The sequence below is a fragment of the Shewanella halifaxensis HAW-EB4 genome, assembly GCF_000019185.1.
In the GTDB taxonomy this organism is placed as follows: Bacteria; Pseudomonadota; Gammaproteobacteria; order Enterobacterales; family Shewanellaceae; genus Shewanella; species Shewanella halifaxensis.
This window is the reverse complement of the sequence record NC_010334.1, coordinates 3,095,768-3,120,034: the sequence shown is the minus strand read 5'-3', so window position 1 is coordinate 3,120,034 and position 24,267 is coordinate 3,095,768. Positions and strand designations below refer to the sequence as shown.

Annotated in this window: 20 protein-coding genes; 13 read left to right on the top strand and 7 right to left on the bottom strand. The window is 44.9% G+C overall.

The features are described from left to right. Positions 1-9: 9 nt before the first annotated feature. From zipA to SHAL_RS13375, 6 genes are all read left to right on the top strand, one after another. Positions 10-930, top strand: coding sequence for a cell division protein ZipA (gene zipA, locus SHAL_RS13405; RefSeq protein WP_012277660.1), 921 nt, complete (start codon positions 10-12; stop codon positions 928-930). A 157-nt stretch (positions 931-1,087) separates the two neighbouring features. Continuing rightward, entirely contained in the window at positions 1,088-3,091 is a 2,004-nt protein-coding gene (gene ligA, locus SHAL_RS13400) for an NAD-dependent DNA ligase LigA (RefSeq protein WP_012277659.1), read from the top strand. 148 nt (positions 3,092-3,239) lie between these two features. Further along, positions 3,240-3,758, top strand: coding sequence for a DUF2919 domain-containing protein (locus SHAL_RS13395; protein WP_012277658.1), 519 nt, complete (start codon positions 3,240-3,242; stop codon positions 3,756-3,758). 536 nt (positions 3,759-4,294) lie between these two features. Continuing rightward, on the top strand, positions 4,295-5,491 hold the full coding sequence (locus SHAL_RS13385) for a cyclic di-GMP phosphodiesterase (RefSeq protein WP_012277657.1): 1,197 nt from the start codon (positions 4,295-4,297) through the stop codon (positions 5,489-5,491). 103 nt (positions 5,492-5,594) lie between these two features. Next, positions 5,595-6,437 carry an SDR family oxidoreductase gene (locus SHAL_RS13380; RefSeq protein WP_012277656.1) on the top strand — a complete coding sequence of 281 codons (843 nt, stop codon included), beginning with the start codon at positions 5,595-5,597 and terminating at the stop codon, positions 6,435-6,437. Positions 6,438-6,477: 40 nt separating this feature from the next. After that, complete coding sequence (locus tag SHAL_RS13375; RefSeq protein ID WP_012277655.1) at positions 6,478-7,116, top strand: thiol:disulfide interchange protein DsbA/DsbL; 639 nt, start codon at positions 6,478-6,480, stop codon at positions 7,114-7,116. Between the two features lie 248 nt (positions 7,117-7,364). Here the strand turns inward: SHAL_RS13375 and SHAL_RS13370 are convergent, their stop codons facing one another. Together SHAL_RS13370 and SHAL_RS13365 are read right to left on the bottom strand one after the other, a co-directional pair. Further along, positions 7,365-7,844 carry a YbhB/YbcL family Raf kinase inhibitor-like protein gene (locus SHAL_RS13370; RefSeq protein WP_012277654.1) on the bottom strand — a complete coding sequence of 160 codons (480 nt, stop codon included), beginning with the start codon at positions 7,842-7,844 and terminating at the stop codon, positions 7,365-7,367. Between the two features lie 322 nt (positions 7,845-8,166). After that, the gene (locus tag SHAL_RS13365) at positions 8,167-9,576 is read right to left on the bottom strand and encodes an endonuclease/exonuclease/phosphatase family protein (RefSeq protein WP_012277653.1); all 1,410 of its coding nucleotides are present in this window, start codon (positions 9,574-9,576) and stop codon (positions 8,167-8,169) included. 450 nt (positions 9,577-10,026) lie between these two features. Here SHAL_RS13365 and rarD point away from each other — a divergent pair, with 450 nt between their 5' ends. From rarD to SHAL_RS13335, 6 genes are all read left to right on the top strand, one after another. Continuing rightward, positions 10,027-10,968 (top strand): EamA family transporter RarD, encoded by a 942-nt coding sequence (gene rarD / locus SHAL_RS13360; protein WP_012277652.1) that lies wholly within the window; start codon positions 10,027-10,029, stop codon positions 10,966-10,968. A gap of 147 nt (positions 10,969-11,115) precedes the next feature. Beyond that, positions 11,116-12,009 carry a PP2C family protein-serine/threonine phosphatase gene (locus SHAL_RS13355; RefSeq protein WP_012277651.1) on the top strand — a complete coding sequence of 298 codons (894 nt, stop codon included), beginning with the start codon at positions 11,116-11,118 and terminating at the stop codon, positions 12,007-12,009. Between the two features lie 699 nt (positions 12,010-12,708). After that, on the top strand, positions 12,709-12,975 hold the full coding sequence (locus tag SHAL_RS13350; RefSeq protein WP_012277650.1) for a DUF4212 domain-containing protein: 267 nt from the start codon (positions 12,709-12,711) through the stop codon (positions 12,973-12,975). Between the two features lie 39 nt (positions 12,976-13,014). Continuing rightward, positions 13,015-14,733: a sodium:solute symporter family protein gene (locus SHAL_RS13345; RefSeq protein WP_012277649.1), complete on the top strand. Its 1,719-nt coding sequence runs from the start codon at positions 13,015-13,017 to the stop codon at positions 14,731-14,733. Between the two features lie 139 nt (positions 14,734-14,872). After that, a complete protein-coding gene (locus tag SHAL_RS13340; protein ID WP_012277648.1) occupies positions 14,873-16,720 on the top strand; it encodes a DUF294 nucleotidyltransferase-like domain-containing protein in 1,848 nt (615 codons plus the stop codon). Between the two features lie 57 nt (positions 16,721-16,777). After that, a complete protein-coding gene (locus tag SHAL_RS13335; protein ID WP_041416011.1) occupies positions 16,778-17,455 on the top strand; it encodes an exonuclease domain-containing protein in 678 nt (225 codons plus the stop codon). Positions 17,456-17,476: 21 nt separating this feature from the next. On the opposite strand, the gene SHAL_RS13330 is transcribed toward SHAL_RS13335, so the two are convergent. Together SHAL_RS13330 and SHAL_RS13325 are read right to left on the bottom strand one after the other, a co-directional pair. Continuing rightward, positions 17,477-19,216 carry an ATP-binding response regulator gene (locus tag SHAL_RS13330; protein ID WP_012277646.1) on the bottom strand — a complete coding sequence of 580 codons (1,740 nt, stop codon included), beginning with the start codon at positions 19,214-19,216 and terminating at the stop codon, positions 17,477-17,479. A 14-nt stretch (positions 19,217-19,230) separates the two neighbouring features. After that, positions 19,231-19,767: a heme NO-binding domain-containing protein gene (locus SHAL_RS13325; protein ID WP_012277645.1), complete on the bottom strand. Its 537-nt coding sequence runs from the start codon at positions 19,765-19,767 to the stop codon at positions 19,231-19,233. A gap of 290 nt (positions 19,768-20,057) precedes the next feature. On the opposite strand from SHAL_RS13325, the gene SHAL_RS13320 reads away from it, so the two are divergent. Beyond that, positions 20,058-20,642 carry a lecithin retinol acyltransferase family protein gene (locus SHAL_RS13320; RefSeq protein ID WP_012277644.1) on the top strand — a complete coding sequence of 195 codons (585 nt, stop codon included), beginning with the start codon at positions 20,058-20,060 and terminating at the stop codon, positions 20,640-20,642. Between the two features lie 105 nt (positions 20,643-20,747). Here the strand turns inward: SHAL_RS13320 and SHAL_RS13315 are convergent, their stop codons facing one another. The 3 genes from SHAL_RS13315 to SHAL_RS13305 form a co-directional block, all read right to left on the bottom strand. Beyond that, the gene (locus tag SHAL_RS13315; protein WP_012277643.1) at positions 20,748-21,812 is read right to left on the bottom strand and encodes a ketoacyl-ACP synthase III; all 1,065 of its coding nucleotides are present in this window, start codon (positions 21,810-21,812) and stop codon (positions 20,748-20,750) included. 99 nt (positions 21,813-21,911) lie between these two features. Further along, complete coding sequence (locus tag SHAL_RS13310) at positions 21,912-22,583, bottom strand: GntR family transcriptional regulator (protein WP_012277642.1); 672 nt, start codon at positions 22,581-22,583, stop codon at positions 21,912-21,914. A 106-nt stretch (positions 22,584-22,689) separates the two neighbouring features. Continuing rightward, entirely contained in the window at positions 22,690-24,255 is a 1,566-nt protein-coding gene (locus SHAL_RS13305) for an aldehyde dehydrogenase (NADP(+)) (protein ID WP_012277641.1), read from the bottom strand. Positions 24,256-24,267: the final 12 nt, after the last annotated feature.

The window sequence follows — 24,267 nt, the reverse complement described above, 5'->3', positions numbered from 1 at the left end:
GGGTAATCAATGGAAAATTTGCAGCTGGTATTGCTTCTTATAGGTGCGATAGCCATTATCGCCGTACTTGTGCATGGTTTTTGGTCCATTAGAAAGCAGCAGCCTAAAGGGTACAAACAGGGCTCGATGGTCGGTATCAATCGTGAACGTCGTGATGCTGAAGGTTTCGATAACGATGGGATTGGTGAAGTTAGAGTCGTTAAGTCAACTCCTGCCGAGGCTGAAACGAGCAAGCCCGATGTTAACGAACAAGCGCCACAGTTCATAGAGCCAGTTGAAGAAGCGTTTGAGTTGAGTCAGGCTCCTGCGATTAAGGTGAATAAAACACGAGTTGAGCCTTCTTTGTCAGCAGAGGCTCCCGCTTTTACTGCAGAAGCTCCTGTACAAGAGTCTTTGTTCGCAACTGATGAGCCTTTATTGGCTGAGCCCGTTATCGAAGCTCGTCAGGCACCTTTAGATGTTGCACCACAAGAGCCCGTTGTAGATGAGCCAAAGCAAGTGGCTACCGAAGCGTTAGGTGAACCACAAGACGTGTTAGTCCTACATGTTGTGGCTAAAGAGGGAAAGGAGCTAAGTGGCGCCGAGTTGCTGCCATGTCTGCTAACGCTTAACTTTAAGTTTGGTGATTTAAATATTTTCCACCGTCATGAAGATAATGCGGGTACTGGAAAGGTACTGTTTTCGATGGCGAATATGGTTAAGCCTGGTGTATTTGACCCAGATAATATGGAACAATTTAGCACTCAAGGTGTGGTGTTATTTATGACGCTACCTTGTTATGGTGATGCGTTAATGAACTTCTCCATCATGCTTAACTCTGCTCATCAAATCGCCGATGATTTAGGAGGTGTGCTACTCGATGGTGGCCGCGATGAGTGGTTAGAGAGTACCAAGCAAAACTATATCCAGCGGATCAGAGCGCAGGCCTAAACTCCGTCCTAAGCTTAAGCGCAAATCGAGCCTGCCTTAAAGCTAAAGCAAAGACTTAAACACATTAGGGTAGTTTGAGTCTACATTCTAGGCTTTTGAAATATATACACATTTGAAAGGCCGCAGTAGCGGCCTTTGTTATTATTTGGACATTAAGATGCAAGCTATTCAAACTGAAATTGCTCAGCTCACCGCTGAACTTAATCAACACAACTACCGCTACTATGTTGATGACAGTCCCTCTATTCCCGACTCGGAATACGACCGCTTATTGAACAGGCTGAAAGCGCTAGAGACTGAGCATCCACAATTTTGTCTTGCCGACTCTCCGACACAAAGGGTCGGCGGCGAGGCATTAGCTAAGTTTGAGCAAATTCAACATTTGAAACCTATGCTCAGCCTAGATAACGTCTTTGATGAACAAGAATTTACCGCGTTTAATCAACGTATTACTGATAAAACGGGCAGTATAAGTTACTGCTGTGAACCTAAGCTGGATGGCCTTGCGGTAAGTATTACTTACCGTGATGGTGTGTTTGAGCGAGCGGCGACCCGTGGTGATGGTCAGACTGGTGAGAATATCACCGAAAACGTGCGCACGATTAAATCGATCCCACTGCGATTACGTGGTGATAACTTTCCGCTGCTAGTTGAAGTACGTGGTGAAGTGATTATGCCGCACAAGGCGTTTGATGCACTCAATGAACGTGCTCGTGCCAAAGGTGAGAAATTGTTCGTAAACCCACGCAACGCTGCGGCGGGTAGCCTGCGCCAGTTAGACAGTAAGATCACCGCCAGTCGCGCTTTAGGCTTTTATGCTTATGCGTTAGGAGTGGTGGAGCCGGAATCTTGGGAGCTCGCCGACAGTCATTATGGTCAGCTTGAACAACTGCGTTCTTGGGGCGTACCCGTTAGCCAAGAGGTTAAAGTGTGTGACTCAGTCGCTCAGGTGATAGAATATTACAATGACATTCAACAGCGCCGCAGCAGCTTAGAGTTCGAAATTGACGGTGTGGTGATTAAGGTTAACCAAATTGCTCATCAATTGAGTCTAGGTTTTGTCGCCAAAGCACCGCGCTGGGCAACAGCATTTAAGTTTCCTGCGCAAGAAGAGATGACGCTATTAGAGGGCGTCGACTTTCAGGTTGGCCGTACTGGTGCGGTGACACCGGTGGCGCGCTTAAAGCCTGTGTTTGTCGGTGGTGTAACCGTATCAAATGCAACCTTACATAACGCAGATGAAATAGCCAGACTTGGCGTAAAAGTGGGTGATACCATCATTATCCGCCGCGCGGGTGACGTGATCCCGCAGATTGTTGCGGTTGTGGCGGAAAAGCGTCCTGATGATGCAAAAGAGATTAGCTTCCCTGCACGTTGTCCTGTGTGTGACAGTGAAGTTGAGCGCGTCGAAGGTGAAGCGGTTGCACGCTGCACTGGTGGACTATTTTGTGAAGCGCAGCGTAAAGAGGCGATTAAGCACTTTGCATCACGCAAGGCGTTAGATATCGATGGTATGGGCGACAAGGTTGTCGAGCAGCTTATCGATAAAGAGTTAGTCCAAAGTCCAGCCGATCTATTTAAGTTGACCGCATCTGCCATGACGATGCTAGAGCGTATGGGAATGAAGTCGGCGACTAAGCTTGTTGCGGCTATCGATGTCGCTAAACAAACCACGTTTGCTCGCTTCCTTTATGCGCTAGGAATACGCGAAGTGGGTGAGGCGACAGCTGCGAACTTGGCGGCATACTTTAAGACGCTCGATGCACTCAAAGCGGCAAATGAGGAAACCTTTATTAAGGTCGATGATGTCGGCACCATTGTGGCGGCGCACTTAGCTCACTTTCTTGCCCAGCCACATAACTTGGAAGTCATTGATAAGCTGATTGAAGCAGGCGTACATTGGCCAGCAATTGAAGAGGTTGCAGAAGAAGACCTTTCTCTGAAAGGGCAAACTTGGGTATTAACAGGAACCTTAACTCAATTAAACCGAAATGACGCCAAAGCCAAGCTACAGTTGTTAGGTGCTAAGGTGGCGGGTAGCGTATCGAAAAATACTGATTGTCTCGTTGCTGGTGCCGCTGCTGGGTCAAAACTGGCTAAGGCGCAGGAGCTAGGGGTTAAGGTTATCGATGAAGAAGCCTTGATTGCTATCTTGTCATAGTGACCCATTAATTTTAAAAAAGCTCCTTAGGGAGCTTTTTTAATGCTTGAAAACTGTCGATTTGTCGCCATATCTAGTTGTAGGTTTAGCAGCATAGTTGTACTTAAGGCTTACTTGTCGTCTTGAGTCATAGATCAAAGGAAAGGATTTGAATTTTAGTCATATCACTTGGCTCGATGATAAAGGTCATGTAAAGCCGCCATTGATGCTTTATTTATTGTTGGTATTTATCGCACGTGGTTGGTGCGTGTTTATCGCATCGCTCACTCAGGCCAGCGATAGAGCCGCGTTGGTCGAACTGTTTTATCCCCACAAAAGTGACTTCTTGATGGCATTGGCCGCAGGTGCTGGCGCCTTAGTTGTTTATGGCGCTGTTATTGCTGAGAGAAAGCGTGCACCCAATTGGGTTAGACCAATCTTTCCCTATATGAAATGGCTACTGGTGCTGTTGCTATTTATCGATGGCGGCTTACTTATCCAGCGTGTGTTGCATACTTACTATGTCTACAGTTGGAGTATTGGCTTAGATGCACTGCTGCTATTCTGGAGTGCTTTGTACCTCTATAAATCAAAGCGTTTGAAGCTGTACTTTAGTGATTGGAAAGAAAATGATTGCAAGGAAAAGAGTAAAAAAAAGACGCTGCAAGCAGCGTCTAAAGAATCTTAATTCAGAGAGTCACTCTGTATTTGTGATCCGTAGATTTACGATAAAAACCTTCTAAAGCTAGGCAATAATCAGACACCGATTTCGACTTAACTTTGTAAAAGGACAATTGACAGTATTGCTTCCTAAACATCATCTTCGGGGCGACCGATCTTAAGAAACAATCTCAGTATAGAGCGGTTGGATATTATATACAATGTTGGGTTGTAATAATTTGGCATGAAAAAGATACAAATAGGGAATAACTTATTCTATATCGACTATATTGAAATCACACTGATGCGTAAAATGGGTGGTTTTCGTATTTATGCGTGTCATTTTTCTCTCCTTTGTCATAAAATTGACGCAGCTGAGATGGTCCTACCCTATTATGGATATCGGGTTTACGACAGAGACGACCATTATTTTATCAGGCTACAAGCGTCGATAGACTCACTGACAACAAAGTGAGTTTGTAACACAAGGGCGTAAGAAGCGCGTGTGCCCAACTGGGTTAGCGATAAACGGTAAGCTTAAAAGTTAATGTTGGAGTGGCATAAATGTCAAAGGCGGCAGAGTTGCAAATCCCTTTGTCAGAGTTGAAAGTGGGTATGACAGTGAAGTTACCACTTTCATGGACGGATCATCCCTTTCTATTTAATCAAATAGAGATAGAGAAATCGGCTCATATAGAGTTAATTAAGACCTTAAATGTGTCTTACGTTACCTTGATCGGCGGCGGTGAACTGTTAACTGATGATGTTGCTCCCGAAGTTGAAGAAGTCTCGCCAACGCCGGAGCAGGTCGCTGCGGACTCCAAGATATTAGTCAGAAAATCCATTCGAATGGGTCAGCAACGGTTTACCAAAGGCGCGAGTGATTGCCGGGCGACATTTTCAAAACTCGGTGCCGACCCCCAAGGTGCTTATCGTAGCGCTGCGACCCTAGTCGAAGAGCTGATGGATCACCTAAAAGAGACGGATACTCCCCATTTAGCATTGGTCAATCCCGGTGAAGATATCTCAGTCAATCAACATGGCGTGTCGATTGCGGTATTATCCATGATGATAGGCCAAGCTCTTGCAATGAACCATTCGCAGCTACGTGATATCGCCATGGGCTCGCTGTTTCATGATATTGGTAAGCTGAAGGTGCCTGATGTGATTAGGCGCAAGAAAAACAACCTGTCAGATCATGAAATTAACTTTTTAAATATGCACCCTAACTTTGGCTATGACATGCTCGATAAACTGGGCCTGTTCTCTAGTGAGGCCTTAGATATTGTGCAGCATCACCATGAGTGGGTCGATGGCAGTGGTTTTCCTCATGGGCTAAAAGGCAAACAGATAGCGCTCACGACTCAAGTCGTCAGTTTAGTTAATGATTTCGATCGTTTACTTAGAGGGGGGGAAGGGCGCTCGCCGCAGGTGGCATTGGGTTACCTATTTAAGAATCGGGTCGGTAAACATGAGGCCGAGTTAATCTCAACCTTAGTTAAAGTACTAGGGATCTATCCTCCAGGTACTATGGTGCAGCTTAGTGATGGTCAAGTGGCCAAAGTGATGATAACCACTTCAGAGGTTCAAAAGCCCATAGTGTGGAGTTGTACACTTGACGGACAAAATGCAAGATTACGTTTTTTGGCCGAAGAGTCTGAAGATATTATCGGGGTACTTAAGGCTGATGAGCTATCATCTTCGGCGCTTAAAACCCTCGATGGTAACTCGACTGTCAGTTTTTACTTTAGTAGTTTGTAGTCAAGCTACAAATAAGCTAGAAATCGGTGTTTACTTCTTCCTACGTGCACTTCACCATGCTGCATGCGAATATCATTAAATTAAAGAGCGAAAGAGTAACTGCATGATTAAATCCGTTTGTATTGTTGGCTGTGGCTGGTTCGGGCTTCCACTCGCTAAGGCATTGGTCGCCCATGGGGTGACTGTTTTTGGCAGTAAACGAGAGTTATCTCAAGCACTGGCATTGAAAGAGCTGGGTATCGATGGCTTTAGGCTTGATTTAGATGACGATGTGCATCTGCAAGACGATAGCGCAGAGATCACGCAGATGTTGGCTACAGACTGTTTAATCATCAATATCCCTCCCGGACTAAGAAAAGCTCCTGACGCTTATTTGCAGCGACTGACTAACTTAAAACAACTCATCGGCGATCATAGCTATAAAAAGCTTATTTTTGTCAGTACAACGGGCGTCTATCCGTCTATAGAGGGGATGTTTACTGAGTGTGTTGAACAAGATGCTAAGGCTCACTCTGAGATCAGTGAAAAACTATTACAAGCAGAAGCATTGTTTGTCGATAATGCCAACGCTTGTATTGTTCGTTTTGCCGGGCTTGTCGGCCCTAAGCGGCACCCTGGACGTTTCCTTGCGGGTAAAACTGGACTTCCCGGCGCTAATAGCGCAGTAAACCTGGTTCATCTTAATGACTGCATTGTTGCGGTGACGACGCTATTGTTTAATCCAGCAGCAAGCACCGTTTATAATGTGTGCGCACCGAATCACCCGACACGACAAGGTTTTTACCCAAAAGCGGCGAGTGACTTGGGCTTAGCGGCACCACAATTTGTCGATGATGGCGTAGAGAGTAAGCTTACTGGTAAGTCTATTAGCAGTGATAGATTGATTATAGAGTTCAGTTTCGAGTATCAATTTAGCGATCCAATGGATATGCTGACAGCATGCTAATTTATTAGCATTGATAAACTAATAGAACCTAAGGATAAATATGAAGCCGTTTAAACAATCACTTGGTCGCATCTTTATTATTTTCACCATGTTATGTCTACCTTGGCAAAGTGCATCGGCAGCGCCTTATCAAGAAGGCGTAGATTATGTCAAAATAGCTGGGATCCCAGAGAGTTCGACACCCGTAGTCCGAGAGTTTTTTTCATATAATTGTGGTCATTGTTACCGCCAAGATCCTTTCTTCGAACAGACCGCACACCTTCTCGGCGATGACATTAAGTTTGACCGAACGCCTGTCGGCGCAGGGCGTACTAGTTGGATCTTAAGCCAAGAGGCTTATTACTTGGCGCAAAAGTTTAATGTGACGAAGCAAGTACACGGTAATATTTTCACTCGTATTCATGAGCAAGAGGGCGCTTTTACTCGTCCTGAACAGTTAAGGGACTTTTTTGTAAGCCAAGGGCTAAATGCAAAAGAGGTTGAAGCGGCGATGAATTCTACTGACGCTAAGCTTGCCTTGATGAACTACGATACCCAAGCACAACTAGCCGAAATTCGTGGTGTACCATCACTAGTGGTTAACGGTAAATATCTGGTAAAGAACCCAGGTAAGACACCCGAGGATTTAGCCAAGCTTGTCCGTTACTTGAGTACACTTGAGGAAGACAACAAGCCTTAACAGCTTTCATTGTTATTGATGAGCCCACTTAAACGTGGGCTTTTTGTTGTTCCGGTCTTAATAATCACAGACAGTCATAGTCAATGATGACTCTTGCCAATGGCCTTGTTCAAAGTAGAAGTGCACCACCAAGCGTTTGGCTTTTACGAAAAACACCAAGGTAAAATGATTTTGAATGGCCTAAGTTGTTGCCGTTTTTAGTGGCCTCAGTGTCTTTCGTGGAGAGCTGCTTTTGTCCTGAATAGGCCTCAGTCTCGCTGATAGCTTCCGACTAAGCGGTTCATGCCAATTAAATTTGGCTCAACCTTGGCTAGCAATTCTCGCATGCTTAAGCCTTCGGGAAGCTCCAATTGTGTATCCAGTGCCAAAACCCAAAAGTAATATAGGTGTATGCCATGGCCTTTAGGTGGCATTGGGCCGCCGTAACCACCTCGTCCAAAATCGTTCAGTCCTGAGGTATAGAGGTTGCTATCTTCTTCAAGTTGGTGAATATCAGACGGGATATTGTAAACAACCCAATGTACATAGCCGTATGTTCCGTCGGCGTTGACTCGTGGGGCATCGGGGTCATGGCACACAACGGCAAAAGATTGGCAGCCATCAGGAATGTTTGCCCAGCTGAGCTGTGGGGAGCGGTTTTCAGCCTCTCCTGTGTGTGTATTAGGAATTTCACCTAGCTGATTAAACGCGGTACTGGTTACGGTGAGATCGCAAAGCGCAAAGCCCATTATATTTCTCCTGTAAGCTAACAATTGATGATTCGTACACTCTAAGTGACTATTTTAACAATCGAGGCTATTGTTACAAGGTGATGGCTGTCTATGTTTAGCCTGTGTTTTAGCCTGTATTTTTAGTCGGTGTTTTAATAATACCAAGCCAGAATAAATAAGCCATTGTGGCTTTTAGGCGCAATCACTTTTGATGACATGACGTTGACTTATCCAACGCAAGACTTGAAAACAGTATGACATTCGCTTTCAGATTATTACTAGGCCTACAGAAAAGCCCCGATATTGTCGGGGCTTATGTGTTTTATAAATTCAATTCAAATTAGAATTTAGCTTTAACCCAAACCATGCGGTGGTCAGAAGAAACGTCCTTACCATTACCCCACTTGCCTATACGGCTATCGTTAAATAGCATACGGCCTTCTTGGTAACTTGCTTGCCAGTATACACCTGAGTCTACAATATTTAGCGACGCAGAAGGAATGGCGTGGTCAGCATTAATACCACCGCTTTGGAATTCAGCGGTAATACGATTTGGGTATGGGTGAGTTGGACTTGACTTAACGGCATACTCTGCAGCACCATAACTTGTAGGATACAGGTCACCGTTAGTCACATTTTGGTTCACGACAGGGTCAGCATGTAGCTCAGCCATAACCTCTGTTAAGCCATCACCCGCACCCGTTGCCGCATCAAGGTTTTGGTCGCCCACAATCACAAAGTGCGCACCTTCTTTTAGTGCGCCAGTGTTGCCAGCATCATCGTAAAAGTCTTGTGCGTTGGTTACGTAGTTATGCCAAAATTTAACTTCTGCCGCATTCTGTACCAAGTTTTTACCTGTATCAAATACCGGCGGCGTTGGGTGAGACATCAGGATATGGATCGTCTCAATGCCATCTTTAGTCGACACTAAGATTGGTGCATCTACGTGGTTTTTAGACGACAGTGTCATCTGTTGCCACTCTTCAGCTGTATACCACTCTTCGCCACAGATCATACCATCAGGAATAGGGTTCTTTTCATCTTCACAATTAGTGATAGTTGGGATAGTTGCACCTTCAAGATCTTTCCATTTGAAGTTTTGGAAAGTACGGGTGTTTTTAGTATCGATTTCATATTTAGACATCAGCGCGAAAGCGTATTGACCGTGGTATTTACCAAAACCCCAAGCATCATTGGCATAATCAAAAGAGTTAACGTCCTCTTTTGTCGCAACATAGCCATCGTTATTCAAGTCGAACCCGCTTAAGCGGCCAGTATTAGTTGCGTAGCTTTCAGCAAATGGGTATTCAATCGGCTCTAAGTTCGCTTCACCACCCGCGCCATCAAGACTTTGGGCAACTGACAGATAGTTTGTTTGGAAGTCTTTCAGTGCCGTTAGATCTTCGCCTGTACCATCGTTATTATATTCACCCATCATTAACACATCAGGACGATTCTTCTGAATAATCGCTGCAACGTTACGGATCTGAATAACTTTTTCAGCAGTGGTTTTATCCGCAGGCTCCATCGCCTCACGATCTTCAATGTAAGCTGAGACTAATGCAGTTTGTTCAGCTGAAGTCAGTGCCATCTCTGCAACTAAATCTGCAAATGTATTGCGATCAAAAGAGAGATTGTAAGTCGCAATTTTAACTTCGGTATGATCAACATACTTTACATCGTCATCATTACAACCAGTAAGAAGTGCAACACTGACAGCCAAGGCTGCAGCAGTTTTTAATAGTTTCATATAGTGACCCATCTTTAATTAGTTATTATTTTGGCTCAATTTATTTGAGCTCCTGCGTGATTGTATACAGGTGTATAAGAAAAGATAGAACAGCCATATTTTTTTGTGATTTAGGCCATCACTTTGTCCAAAATAAAAGCGCACCACATAAGCGCTGCGTTTTCACGAAAAGCACGAGATAAACCTGTGGATCTTAAAAAGCTTGAAGCTATCGCTTTTCTTCGTGGCTCTCAGTGCTGTTCGTGGTGGGTCGCTTGTATCCAAAAATGAATTTAAGTCACTTATCATAATCTGGGGCTTTAAGCTCTACCTTAGTGAGAACATGGACTCTAAGTACTTAAACGAAAGTCGCAATATGGATAAAGCAGAGTGATTCAAGTCACACTTTCTTCTGCTGTCTAATGAGAGAATACAGATCTTTAATAGCCTATCCATTCCAGTCAATTTCATATGTACTCCACAACAGTAAACCACGCTTCATCTTCATTTAAGGGCAACGCACTCGCCGCCTTCTCATTCCTATTATGGGGCATGCTGCCGCTCTATTATCATTTTCTTCCTAATGCGAATATTAATGAATTATTGGCATTTAGGATCCTCTTCTCGGTCCCTTTTATGCTGCTGGTATTTCTGCTAATGGGGCGGAGCATACCGTCAATGGCACAGCTTAAAGCCGACAAAAAGTCAGTAGCACTCTGTGGACTGGCGTCGCTTATCATGTGTGTCTCTTGGTATAGCTTTACTTGGGCTATCACTCATGGACAAGTGCTAGCGGCCAGCTTAGGTTTTTTCATTAATCCACTGTTTGCCATTGCTTTAGGTGTACTGTTTCTTGGGGATAAATTAACGGCAGCACAAAAAATGGCTGTGGTATTGGGAGGCTGTGGCATCAGTTACATGGTCTATAGCTATGGAGAACTTCCATGGCTTGCACTCAGTATGGGCAGCTTTTTTGCGCTCTATGGCCTATGTAAAAAGTTTATCCGCTTCGACTCTCTTACCTCAGTGACATTAGAAGCGCTGCTACTGATGCCATTTGCCGCGATCTATTTATTCTGGTTGTGGAGCTCAGATCAAAGTGTAGCGATATCTTCAGCACTATCAGGAGAGACATCAGTATTACTACTCTATATCGGCTCTGCTCCAGTGACCTTAATGCCTTTAGTGTTCTTTGCGCTGGCTATCAGGGCCACCAGCTTGTCTATGATAGGGCTGATGCAATATATCGAGCCTAGCTTGCATTTCCTCTTGGCAGTTGTTTTATTTAATGAGCATTTTGATCAGGTTAAAGCGGTCAGTTTCGCCTTAATATGGACGGGACTACTGCTATGTTCGCTCGAAGCGCTTCCAAGACTAAGACACAAGTTTCGAGCGAGTCGACATCCAAGTTAATCAAATGACTAATCAGCTGAGGTGAGCGAATTGACTCTAGGATGATTCCTTTAGAGTGATTCGCTTTAGGGGATGTACCATAAAGCGGGTTGTTACGTTATATTGATTGCATTGAACTAATCACGGGCTTGCTAGAAAGAAAATGCTATGGGACAAGACGCTATAAAAGAACATATCCAGCTATGGTTATCTCGGGAAGTTGCAAATGGCGCCGTTAGAGGCTTGCTCGATTCTTCAATCGCAATGGGCAGCGATGTCGGCAATATTAGGCCGGAAAATCAAGATAGGGTTGTTTGCGTACAGGTGCAAGTAACGGCTTCTGACTCTTTTATCATAGGAATTTTATGTGATGGTATGGGGGGAATGGCTTCAGGATCTAAATGTGCCGGTCTGAGTATTGCTTCATTTATAAGTAGCTGTGTCAACAATCTAGAACTGCCAGTGGCGGAGCGATTAATAAAGGCTGTGGAAGAGGCAAATGCCGATGTTTATTCCATATATAACAGCAACGGCGGGGCGACTTTATCGGCTTTTATTTATGATAGTCATGGTCAATTTTGCGCTGTAAATGTTGGTGACAGCCGTGTATACGCTAATTTTGCCCACGGCATTAAGCAGTATTCTAAGGATGATACTTTTGCTGGGCAAAACGCGGATGCAGCTGGCGTTTATTTAAGTAAAGGCTTGTTGCAATATGTCGGAGTCGGGCCAGAACTAAAAGCACAAATTGTTAGCTTTCCAAAATATCGAAATATTAAGCGCTTAATTTTGACGTCTGATGGCGCACATTACATTGAAGCGAGTACGTTTAAGCAAATTCTGAATCAGAAGCTATCGGCCTGTGAGCTTTGTAGCAGGCTGATTCAAGTGTCAAAGTGGTGTGGTGGTTACGACAATACCTCAATTTTAATCGTGAATGATCTGCTTAACATTTTTACAGAGCCAGATAAAACGTCTTTACCTGCAGGTACGGTTAAGCTTTGGGATCCGTTTGGTGAAATCCAATTTATCGGAGCGATAGCCCCTGCGGGCAATGGTTAACAATGGCTAGAAGTGGCTAATTGTCTGAAAATTTAGGTCTACCACAATAGTGATTCGAGATTTCTATCTCTCGCTATAGATAAAAATTGGACTTTGAATGTTTGAGAGGGCAAGGATGCCTAGACTCAACTCAACTCAACTCAACTCAACTCAACTCAACTTAGCTTAGCTCAACTTAGCTTAGCTCAACTTAGCTTAGCTCAACTTAGCTTAGCTCAACTTAGCTTAGCTCAACTTAGCTTAGCTCAACTTAGCTTAGCTCAACTCAGTTCAATTCAGTTCAATTCAAGTTAGCTTATGTAATTCCACTTTTTTCATAGTGTCAGTTACGCTATGAAGAGAGCGGTTTTATGAATTTTATTTCGTTTTTTTGCCTGCACTTTATCTACATCACTTCCTGTTGGCTGGAACATATCTTCGCCAAACTAACCGAACTCAGATCTCAAACCTCGCGACGCGCTACAACGACGCGCTACAGTTTTTTGCCATATTCGATTACTACCTTGGTCTAAGGTTTTGTTTGAAAAACACTCATGGTTTACGTTGGCGTCAACATGTAACCACTTGTTAATAAGTTGTTTTTATGTTTGTAGCGTTAAAGTTTCCGTTGGCGTTAGACTAAGGTCGCGATTGTTGTTCCCTCTGTGCTTGTTAGATTAACTCATGACTTAATATAAAAATCAGCACATGGGAGTCACTATGAGTTTTGAAAGCAATGAGAAGGCAGAGGGATATTGGCGCGAGAATCTGCGTCTAGTACTTGGCTTACTAGCCATCTGGGCGGCAGTGTCATTTGGCTGCGGTATTTTATTAGTAGATGTGCTCAATGAGATCCATTTCATGGGCTTTAAGCTGGGATTCTGGTTTGCACAACAGGGTGCAATGTATGTGTTTGTGGCACTTATTTTTGTCTATGTCGCTAAGGCGAATGCATTAGACAAAAAATATGATGTACACGAAGACTAAATATAACCCGAACCAATCCATACAATAAGGAATCATGAGATGGACGTACAAACACTAACCTATCTGATTGTCGGGTTTACATTTGCCCTATATATCGGAATCGCGATCTGGTCAAGAGCCGGATCGACTAAAGAATTTTATGTTGCAGGTGGTGGTGTTCACCCTGTACTTAACGGAATGGCAACGGCTGCCGATTGGATGTCTGCTGCATCATTTATCTCGCTAGCGGGTATCGTGTCATTCGTCGGTTACGACGGCTCGGTATACCTTATGGGCTGGACGGGTGGCTATGTGCTATTAGCACTCTGTATGGCTCCATACCTACGTAAGTTTGGTAAGTTTACGGTACCTGACTTTATTGGTGATCGTTATTACTCTCAAGCTGCGCGTACTGTCGCGGTAGTATGTGCCATCTTTATCTGCTTTACGTATATCGCAGGGCAAATGCGTGGTGTAGGTGTTGTGTTCTCAAGATTCCTTGAGGTTGATGTTGATACCGGTGTTTATATCGGTATGGCGGTTGTATTCTTTTATGCTGTGTTAGGCGGCATGAAGGGGATTACCTATACTCAGGTGGCTCAATACTGTGTGCTTATTTTTGCTTTCATGGTGCCAGCTATCTTCATCTCGGTGATGATGACAGGCCACATCATTCCGCAAATTGGCTTTGGTGCTGAGTTAGTTGATGCCGCGGGTAACGGTACGGGGGAATTCCTGCTTGATAAACTCGATGGACTGTCGACAGAGCTTGGCTTCTCACAATATACCGAAGGCTCTAAGAGCATGGTTGATGTGTTCTTTATTACTGGAGCTTTGATGTTCGGTACTGCGGGTCTGCCTCATGTTATTGTTCGTTTCTTCACGGTACCCAAAGTAAAAGATGCACGTGTATCAGCGGGTTGGGCATTAGTATTTATCGCTATCATGTATACCACTATTCCAGCACTGTCTGCGTTCTCTCGTGTGAACATGATTGAAACCATTAATGGTCCTGAAATGACTGGTACACCTTATGAACAGTCTCCTGAGTGGATTAAGAACTGGGAAAAGACGGGATTAATTACGTGGGAAGATAAGGATGATAATGGCCTTATTTATTACGCAAATGGTCCTGAAAATGAGATGAATATTGACCGCGATATCATCGTATTAGCGACACCAGAAATTGCCAATCTACCAGCATGGGTTATTGCACTTGTAGCGGCTGGTGGCCTAGCGGCTGCATTGTCTACTTCAGCGGGTCTATTGCTGGTTATCTCTACATCGGTATCTCATGACTTACTGAAGAAAAACTTTATGCCTGATATTTCCGATAAAAAAGAGCTGATGTATGCACGTATTGCTGCTGCGGCCGGAATTGTGATGGCAGGTTACTTCGGTATTAATCCTCCTGGGTTTGTGGCAGCGGTGGTCGCAATTGCGTTCGGTCTCGCGGCATCGTCACTGTTCCCTGCAATCATCATGGGTATTTTCTCTAAGACTGTAAACAAAGAGGGTGCAATTGCAGGTATGGTAACGGGTCTACTATTTACTGCAGCTTACATTGTTTACTTCAAGTTTGTTAACCCAAGCGCTAACAACGCCGATAATTGGCTGTTTGGTGTTTCACCAGAAGGTATCGGTCTATTAGGTATGGTGATTAACTTTGGTGTGGCATTTGCTGTAAGTAAAGTGACAACCGCTGTACCACAAGATGTTGTTGATATGGTTGAGTCGATTCGCTTCCCTAAAGGGTCGGGCGAAGCACAAGATCACTAACTGTTACTAGAGATTAGAGCAAGGTAAAAGAGCGCTTCGGCGCTCTTTTTGTTTATCTATACCCAAGCCTTTAGTCGAATAGAGCTCATAGGGGAAACCGCGATATAGTGAACGATTGTTTGATAGTGGGAATGAGATAATGGATGCCAGCGAATTACAACCCATCATGCAGTTTTTACAACAGAGAGTACCATTTGACTCGTTAAATGAGGGGGGCTTATCTCGCTGCTGCCATGCGCTAACTATCGGTTATTACAGTAAAGCCTCCGCTTTCGTGCCATTAGACCCAAACCATCCTCAGCTTTATATCGTTCGCAGCGGTGCATTTGAAGTACGTGATAAAAATGGTGAGTTACTCGATAGGTTGGGCGAAGGAGACTATTTTGGTTTTCCCTCTTTGCTATCCGGTGAGGAGGCCAGTAACCGCGTCGCCATTCTCGAAGATGGCTTGGTGTACCACCTGCCGCCACAGATGTTTGATTATTTAAGGCAAGAGAGTCGAGAGTTTGACCGTTTTTTTAATCGAGCGTTTGCAAAACGGCTGCGTCATCAAGGACGATTTAAAGCCAAAGAGTTGGCCACTACTAGTCGGGTTACCACCTTAATGTCGACCTCGCCACTGACGATAGATATGAAGTCGACGGTTGCAGAGGCAAGCAAGCTGATGCGTACCTCCCGAGTATCCTCTGTATTAGTTATTGATAATAATAAGCTTGTTGGGATCTTAACCGATAAGGATCTGCGTAATCGTGTGTTAGCCGAAAACTTTGATGGCAGTTTGCCAGTGCATCAAGCGATGACAACCACTCCTGTGACGATAGAGTCCAACTCCTTGGTGTTCGAAGCCATGTTACTGATGAGTGAACACAATATTCATCATCTTCCCGTTGCCGATAATGGTGTGGTTACAGGCATCGTCACCAGCACAGACATACTGCGCGGCCAGAGCTCTCAACCTTTACTGCTGATTGGCGAGATAGAGCGGCAAAAGGATTTGCAAAGCCTGATCCAGGTGAGTAAACAGATCCCGCTACTGCTGCAAAACCTAATCAGTGCTGATGCCAGAGCCGAAGAGATTGGCCGAGTGTTGACCTCGGTGACCGATGCGCTAACCCGGCGTTTAATCGTTCTCAATCAACAAATATTGGGTGAGGCGCCGATGGCTTTTTGTTGGTTGGCTTTTGGATCGCAGGGGCGACAAGATCAAGCGGCGTGTTCAGATCAAGATAATGGCTTACTGCTTGCTCATGAGCCGGATGAGGCTGCGCAAGGTTATTTTGATGCTCTGTCTCATGCAGTATGCAAAGGCTTAGATGAGTGCGGCTATATCTACTGCCCCGGCGATATTATGGCGCAAAACCCTAAGTGGCGAATGTCGCTTGATAAGTGGAAGCAGGTCTTCGATAAATGGGTTAATACTCCCGAGCCTAAGGCATTGATGCATGCCAGCATCTTTTTCGATATGCGCTCAGTTTACGGGCCGCAAACCCTGTTTGATGGCTTGCAAGACACTGTACTCAATAATACTAAAGGTAATGATATCTTCCTCGCAGGTTTGACTGGTAACTCGTTAACAAGCGCGCCCCCGCTGGGCTTTTTCAGAAAGTTTGTGCTAGAGCGTGATGGCAGTGAAGTGAAGGGGATCGACTTGAAGCATAAAGGTAACGCCTTGATTAATGATATTGCGCGGGTGTATGCGCTGTCAGCTGGCATTAAAGAGGTCAATACCGCCAAGCGCATACGTGCGTTGATGGAGCAAAGTATCATCAACCGCAAAGATGCGCTCAACCTTGCCGATGCCCATGAGTTTATCGCTCATATGCGGCTATCTAATCAAGGTTACCAGTATACTCAGTCCTTACCTGTGACCAATTACCTTATGCCTCAGAACCTTTCCTCTTTAGTTCGCCACCAGTTGCGAGACGCCTTTAAAGTGGTTCACGATGGCCAAGTTGGGCTAAAACTTAAGATGATGCGCAGCTATTAAGGTTATTAACAGTGCTAAATAGAGTTGGTGAAGGGACGCTAAATTGAGACTGCTAATTTGAGAAATTTGTATTTAAAAACACGATTGCAGCTTAATGCCTTGCTTTGCAAAGATGCAGTGATTAGCGATTATAATCGAGCATTAGTGGCGCAGATCTCTAAGCCGCTATCACAGCTGCCCTTGATGGCTGTGGATCTGGAGATGACAGGTTTAGACTGTCAGTTCGATCAGATCTTGAGTATCGGCCTAATTCCAATTCATAACGGTTTACTGCAAGTTGCGAAGTCCCAACATCTTTTAGTGAGTATCGATGGCAGCGTCGGTGACAGTGCCACTATTCATGGGATCCTTGATAATCAACTGACCCAAGCGGTCAGCGCCAAGCAGGCTATGGCGTGGTTTTTAGAGCAGAGTAAGGGGCATGTGCTAGTGGCTCACCATGCGCCGTTAGACCTTTGCTTCTTAAAGACAGAAATTCAACGTTGTTACGGTCAGACGATGCAGTTTGTGGCAATCGATACTATGGCTGTAGAAAAGAAGCGCCTACTTAGACAGCACGATGTGATTAAGGAGGGCACCTTAAGGCTCGATGCCTGTCGCCAACGCTATGGCTTGCCTGTATATACGGCTCATAATGCGGCCGTAGATGCGCTCGCCTGCGGAGAACTGCTATTGGCACAGATGGCGGGCATTGCGGGGAACGATGAGTTGAGCTTGTTCGACTTATTGGGTTAACTCTGTGCCGCAATAGCGGTGCTATTTTATCTTTGCCCACCATTCTGTCAGTACATTTCTGATCTCTTGTTTCTGGTAGGGCTTATTGATAATGCCATTCATACCGCATAGATAACACTGCTCAGTTTCGGTGGAAGTCGTACTCGCCGTTAAGGCAATAATGGGTTTACTGTAGCCGCTGTTTCGCAATCGTTTAGTGGCTTCAAATCCATCGACAACAGGCATGCGACAGTCCATAAAGATCACATCAACCACGTGAGAGTCAAGATACTCTATTGCCTCGAGACCGTTATTAACAATGGCAGGCTTGATATCAAATTTTGCTAAGATCATCTCTATTAAGACTTGGTTGACAGGGCTATCTTCCACTACGAGCACTGTCATCGCATCGATAGCAACATCGACTTCGTGAGTATGGTTTGGTTTTTGACTGGGCGGTGCAAGCTTTAATGGTAGTCGAATGTTAAATTGCGTCCCTTTGTCTAGTTCAGAGGTTAGTGTCAGATCGCCGTGCATCTCATCAACGAGGTGTTTACAGATTGCTAGCCCTAGCCCTGTTCCCTCGTAGACGCGATTGCTAGAGTTATTGACCTGAGTAAAAGGGTCAAACAAGGTATCTACTTTATCGGCAGGGATCCCACACCCTGTATCGGTCACAGAAAAGCAGAATTGGCCATCTTGCCACTCTATATCAACGGTTATTTGCCCTGATTGAGTAAACTTAATGGAGTTACCAATTAGATTTACAAATAGTTGCTTAATTCTATCGGGATCGCCGAGCAATCTCTCTGGCACCTCTGTGTGGTAATTAAATGCAAAGCTGAGCCCAAACTCTGCGGTTCTTTGCTTAAAAATATCGTAAATCATGGTACAAACTTGTCTAGGTGAGAAGGATATTTCCACTATCTGCAGCATACCCGCACTCATTTTACTCAAATCCAGCAGATCATTGATGATCACCCGTAACAGTTCACCGGACTGGTGCATAGTGTTTAACAGTTGGCGCTGATGCGGTGTTAACTGGGTATCGCTCATGAGCTCTGCTGAACCTAAAAGTCCGTTTAAAGGTGTTCTAAGCTCATGGTTAATCATGGCTACAAAGTCTCTGGTGGAACGTTCAGAACTCTCAGCACGTTGCTTCTCTTCAATGGTTCTCGCGAGTAGCTGTTGGCGTTTGTGCGCGGCGCTAATCATTTCACAAAACAGTAGGAGCTGTTTTTCAATCGTATTTTGCCATGTTCTAGGGGCATCTATGACTAATGTTAACCCCCCTAAAATGTTAGCTTCGGCATTGATAATAATGTTGAGCTGTTGATAGTCTTCACTCCAGTAGAGTGCCGAGTTTGCTTTGAGTTCAGACTGAAATAGTAGTTTGTTGCCGGCGTAAAATGTCTTGGCTTTTTTTTCTGAGGTGAGAGCATTAAAGCGGATCCTGCAGGCTTTAACTTCATCTATGCCAATGAGATCATCGAGAAGCCTTTGTAGTAATAGATCTGAAATTGGTTTTTGTAGAAACAGCTGGTTAAAATCAAGCAGGATAGACTCTAGATAGGTCTTGAAATGCAGCAGAGCGATATCTTGCTCAGACTTTTCTTTTATATTCATTAAAGAGTCTTCGACAAGCTGTTTAGCAGCATAAAGCTCACGACTTTTTTCTTCGAGAAGCTTTTCAGCTGCTTTTTTAGCAGCCTTTTCTCGCTCAATCTTCCTAGAAAGTAAGTTAACTTTTTCAGTTAAACTATTGAATTCATCATTTGGCATAATTCACACTCAAACTATTCTAGACAAGTGATGGTAAACCGAACTTGAGACTCATCGGCAGTAATGGGGTCCATTTGAATCTCGATATTTTCTGCAAAGTGCTCGGCACAGCCTTGAATGAGTCCGAGACACACATGTGACATACAGCGAGCAGACTGGTAGTCCATAACAAGTTGTGTCTTACTGGAAGAGATAAAGTTAAAGCTGGGTGGGTTAGCATTGGGGTAGAGCTTTTTGACTTCAACATGAATGTACTCTTCGACACTCTTAATAAAGCTAAAGGTAGAGTCTGCCTTACCGTCGAGTCCAGGCAAGCTGTTATATAGGGTTTTAAAGACGGATTGACCATAAATCCGTTGTAACTCCTCAACTGATACCCCAGTTAGTTTACTTAAGCTTATAATGAGATTGACTAAATCTTTATGGTCATAGGTTCCAACGCTAGTGTAGACCCCGTCATTTTTATTCTCGTCTAACATTTTTTGGCAGACATCAAGCCCAAAAGAATTTTCAACTAGCTCTAGAAACTCTGCGAAGATAATCCCTTTCATTTATCACTCCCTTATAAAACCACTAATATTTAAGGTAGTGTATTAAAAGGGACTATTCAATGTGTTAGCGCGTATTTTAGTTAGAGTTTTGAGATTTTTATAAGCTAGTTTTACTTGCATAAAAACGAGGAAGCCTTGCTAAAACGGATCAAGTGGAGAAAGGCTTCGTTACACTTTTATGCTTCATGGGCTGAAAGCCATTCTCTATATTATCTATAGTTAGCTTTATTTGAACTCAAAATCGAATTTTAGCGAGACAGTTGTTTCAGTGAAATAAATAGGAAGAGCAGATGGCATTTCCGTTAATTTGGTTAGGTGCGGCGGCCGTTGGAGCCGCAATTGTCGCTGAAGAGCGAGAGAAGCAAAAGTCGATAGCGTTAAAGCGTCGACAAGGAAAGGCAAATGCCGAGCATCGTCAGGGGCAATCGGCAGCGCTTGCCCCCAGTCTATGGAAAACTGGCGATAAAATGGTTGCACCAGAGCCTGGGGGCCTAGTGTGTTGTTTCGTCTTTGGTGTGATTGAGCACACCGGTATTTGGATTGATGATAATACGCTGGTGGAACTACACGGCAGTGGTTTGGTGCGAGCTGTATCGGTACAACGTTTTTTAGCCGGACGCACGGGAAGCCGCATCTATCAGGCCTGTAACCATCAGCACCAAGCCTTAATTGGCGAGCAAGTGCTTGATAGGGCTAAGCGGTCTATTTTTAGCTATCGAGACTATGATCTGTTCGACAACAACTGCCACCGTTTTGTCTGGCACTGTTTAACTGGAGAGGAGCGGGCTTTATCAAGTTTCAGTAAGCTTAACGATAAAATCGGTAACCACTTTTCAGAAGCGGTTTATTGGGACGAACTGGATTTGTACTCATAATTGTCATAATCACACATAGTCAAGTGGTCATCAAACACTGACATAAAAAAACACCGAACTGAGTTCGGTGTTTTTATTCAGCTATTGGCTACGACTAAGGGGAGCTTAGCCGCAGAAATGCTTAACCGCTTTAGCGACAAGTTCGATACCTGTCTTATCACAAGGCGGTAGCTCAGCATCGGTGGTGTTAATTGGTGTGACTCTATCGCCCCACTTAATCAATGCCGCTGCAGAAGTCAGGCCGGCACCAAATGCACAAGACAAAATCATTTGGTTAGGCTGGATCTTACCTTGCTCTAGGGCATCACAGATCGCAATCGGAATTGTCGCAGCAGAGGTGTTACCGTAGTTGGCAATGTTAACTATGGCTTTCTCTTTCGGGATCTTCATGCGGCTAATTAGTGTATCGATAATACGTTCATTCGCCTGATGAGGAATAACCCAGTCGATCTCATCTTTGTCGATGCCGCACTTTTCAATCACTTTCGTGCTTAGCTTACCCATGCCTGCGATAGCGCGTTTGAAGATCTCTTGACCATTAAACTCGATGTAGAAATCTAAAGACGAAGCTTCAAATCTATCCATCGCAGTACCAAAGCCAGCCTTTAGGATGTCACGGCCATCAGGGTCATTATTAAGCTCGTAGCCTAATACACCAATCGCTTCATCTGTAGCTTCAACTACTACAGCACCGGCGCCATCGCCAAATAATACCGCAGTATCACGACGAGACCAGTCGAGGAAAAAAGATAGGCGTTCAGCACCAATCACCAATACTTTTTTACACTGGCCGCTCTTGATCTGTGAGCTAGCTAGACCTAGGCCATATAAAAAGCCGCTACATGCAGCGTTGATATCGAATGCGGCGCAGGTTGCACCCACATCGGCTTGTACTGTCGAAGCGATGTTTGGGATTAAAGTGTCTGGTGTTGCTGTGGCGAGAATAATCATATCTAGCTCGCTACCATCTAGCCCTGCTGCTGCAAGCGCACGTTTGGCGGCAACAGAGGCTAGCGCAGACGTATCAACGTGGCTGATGTGTCTTTGGCTAATACCCGTGCGTGGTTTAATCCACTCATCTGAGGTTTCGATAAATGTTGCAAGATCATGATTTGTTAGAGTGGCTGGCGGAACACACTTTCCCCAACCAGTAATAGTGGCGTACTGCATCTAGGTATTCTCTTAAATTAAAAAGGCAGAACCTTAGCTCTGCCCTATGGGATCTGTATAAGTGAAGCTTAGCAAGGATTATGCTAATCAAACAGTGAGCTAGTCGTCTTGTTGGCTAACCAGTACGCGGATCGCTTCGGCAGCGTGCAAGATATGTGCGCGTAGTAGCTCGACGGCCTTTTCAATATCTTTCTTCTTACAATATTCAAGCAGTTCACGGTGATCTTGTTGAGCCTTAGGTACACCGCTTGCTAAAAACAGCTGTAATCGAATATATCGGTCACAGCTAGTGTTAAGACCTTGAACGACTTCAAGTGTATGTGGGCGATTTGCCGCACTATAAAGACAAGTATGGAATTGGGCGTTTAATCCACTCCAATTTTCGACTTGCTCTTCATCTTGGAAGGCCGCGTCCATCTCTTCAAGAATATTTTCGGCTTGATTAAGGTCTTCTTCACTTAAATTCGGAATCGATTTAGCGAGCAAGTCGCCTTCAATCAGTGCTCGTAAATCAAAAAGTTCGGTGACATGTTCAGCTGACAACAGTGTTGCTGTAGCGCCTTTATGGGCTTCAAATTTAACTAAGCCTTCGGCCTCTAATTGCAGTAAGGCTTCTCTTACCGGGATCCGGCTAACATTTAACTCATCGGCTAAAGCGCTTTGACGCAAGGGTTTTCCTGCCGCAATTTCACCGGAGAGGATTTTTTCCCTAAGCACCTCAACCACAATTTGTGTGCGAGTTTTATGGACGATAGGTGTTGTTCTGCTCATAGTTCCCGATTTTTTGTTATTTATACAAGTTGATCCGTCCTAGGGTACCGCTAATGTCAATATAATGAAAGGGGAACAGATGGTTCCCCATCATATTTTGACCGTTTTAGAAAGTCTTTACGCCAGCTTCTCCCTCTTGTACACGCGTTGGAAGCAGTGCTTGAGGCATGTTTTGATAACAGATTGGTCGCTCAAAGCGCTCCATGGCGGCCGAGCCAACAGAAGTGGTGCGGCTGTCGGTGCTAGCTGGGTATGGACCACCGTGATTCATCGAGTGACACACTTCAACACCCGTAGGCATCTGGTTGAAAATCAAGCGTCCAACATTGAAAGCAATGGCTTCAATGAGGGTTGTGTTTTCAGTCAGCTCAGGCACTAGGCCGTGTACTGTGGCGGTCAATTGCCCTTCAAGCTGCTCGGCAATTGATTGCATCTGCGCGCTATCATCGCACTCGACTAATACGGCACAGGGACCAAATACCTCCTGCTGAATCGCATTCGAGGCGATAAACTCTGTTGCCGTCACTTTCAATGCCATAGGGCGAGTAAAGTGGTTGGCTGGCGATGACTCTCCTTGAGCGATAAGCTCCACTTTTGGATCTGCCAGTAGTGTTTCAATCTGTGCTTGATAATTGGCAGCAATACCAGCGCTAAGCATGCTGGCAGCGCTTTGGGATGCGATATCTTGAGCCAGTGTTGCCTTGTAGCGATTTAAGGCATCACCCTTAACAGCCACGATTACGCCTGGACTAGTACAGAACTGACCGTGGCCCATTAGCATTGACTGCACTTGAGTAGTTGCTAAGCTTTCAGCTTGCTCATCTAAGATATTTGCTAAGATAAACTGCGGATTGATTGAGCCTAGCTCGCCATAGAAGGGGATTGGCTCAGCGCGTGCTGCACAAAGGTCCGATAAGATGCGGCCAACTTTGAGTGAACCGGTAAAGCCAACAGCTTTGATAGCTGGGGTTGTGACTAGTTGAGTCGACACCTCTGGTGCACAACCTTGGACCAAGTTAAACACGCCGTTTGGCATATCACACTTAACGGCTGCACGCTCGATTGCACGGCTAACAAGTTCGCTTGTTGCGGCGTGGGCGGGATGCCCTTTAACAACAATGGTACAGCCCGCGGCGAGTGCCGATGCGGTATCGCCGCCCGCAGTTGAGAATGCTAGCGGGAAGTTAGAGGCCCCAAATACGGCAACTGGGCCTAATGGTAGTGTCGTCAGTCTGGTCTCTGGCTTGGGTAGTGGTTGTCTTGCTGGGTTAGCGAGATCCACATAGCGGCTGTCGATAGGGTTTCGTAAGTTGCCTGCAAATAAACGCAGTTGACCACATGTACGCCCGGTTTCGCCTTGAAGGCGCGCCATCGGTAAACCTGTTTCTAAATGAGCTGTTTCGGTAATAGCTACAATATCTGCTTGGATCTCATCGGCAATTGCTTCTAAAAACTCGGCACGGCGCGTAGGTGCAAGACTGCGATACTGAACAAAGGCTTGCTTCGCCGCAGCCGCCGCACTGGCAACGATGGTTTTGCTGGCATTAGCAAAGCGAAACGAAAGGGCTTCGTTGGTCACTGGGTTAGTACTGCTGAAGTCTGTTGACTCGTTAGTCCATGCACCATTAATAAAGTGTTGGCCTGAAATCGCAACTTGGTTTGAATCTGTCATGTTTACTCCTGA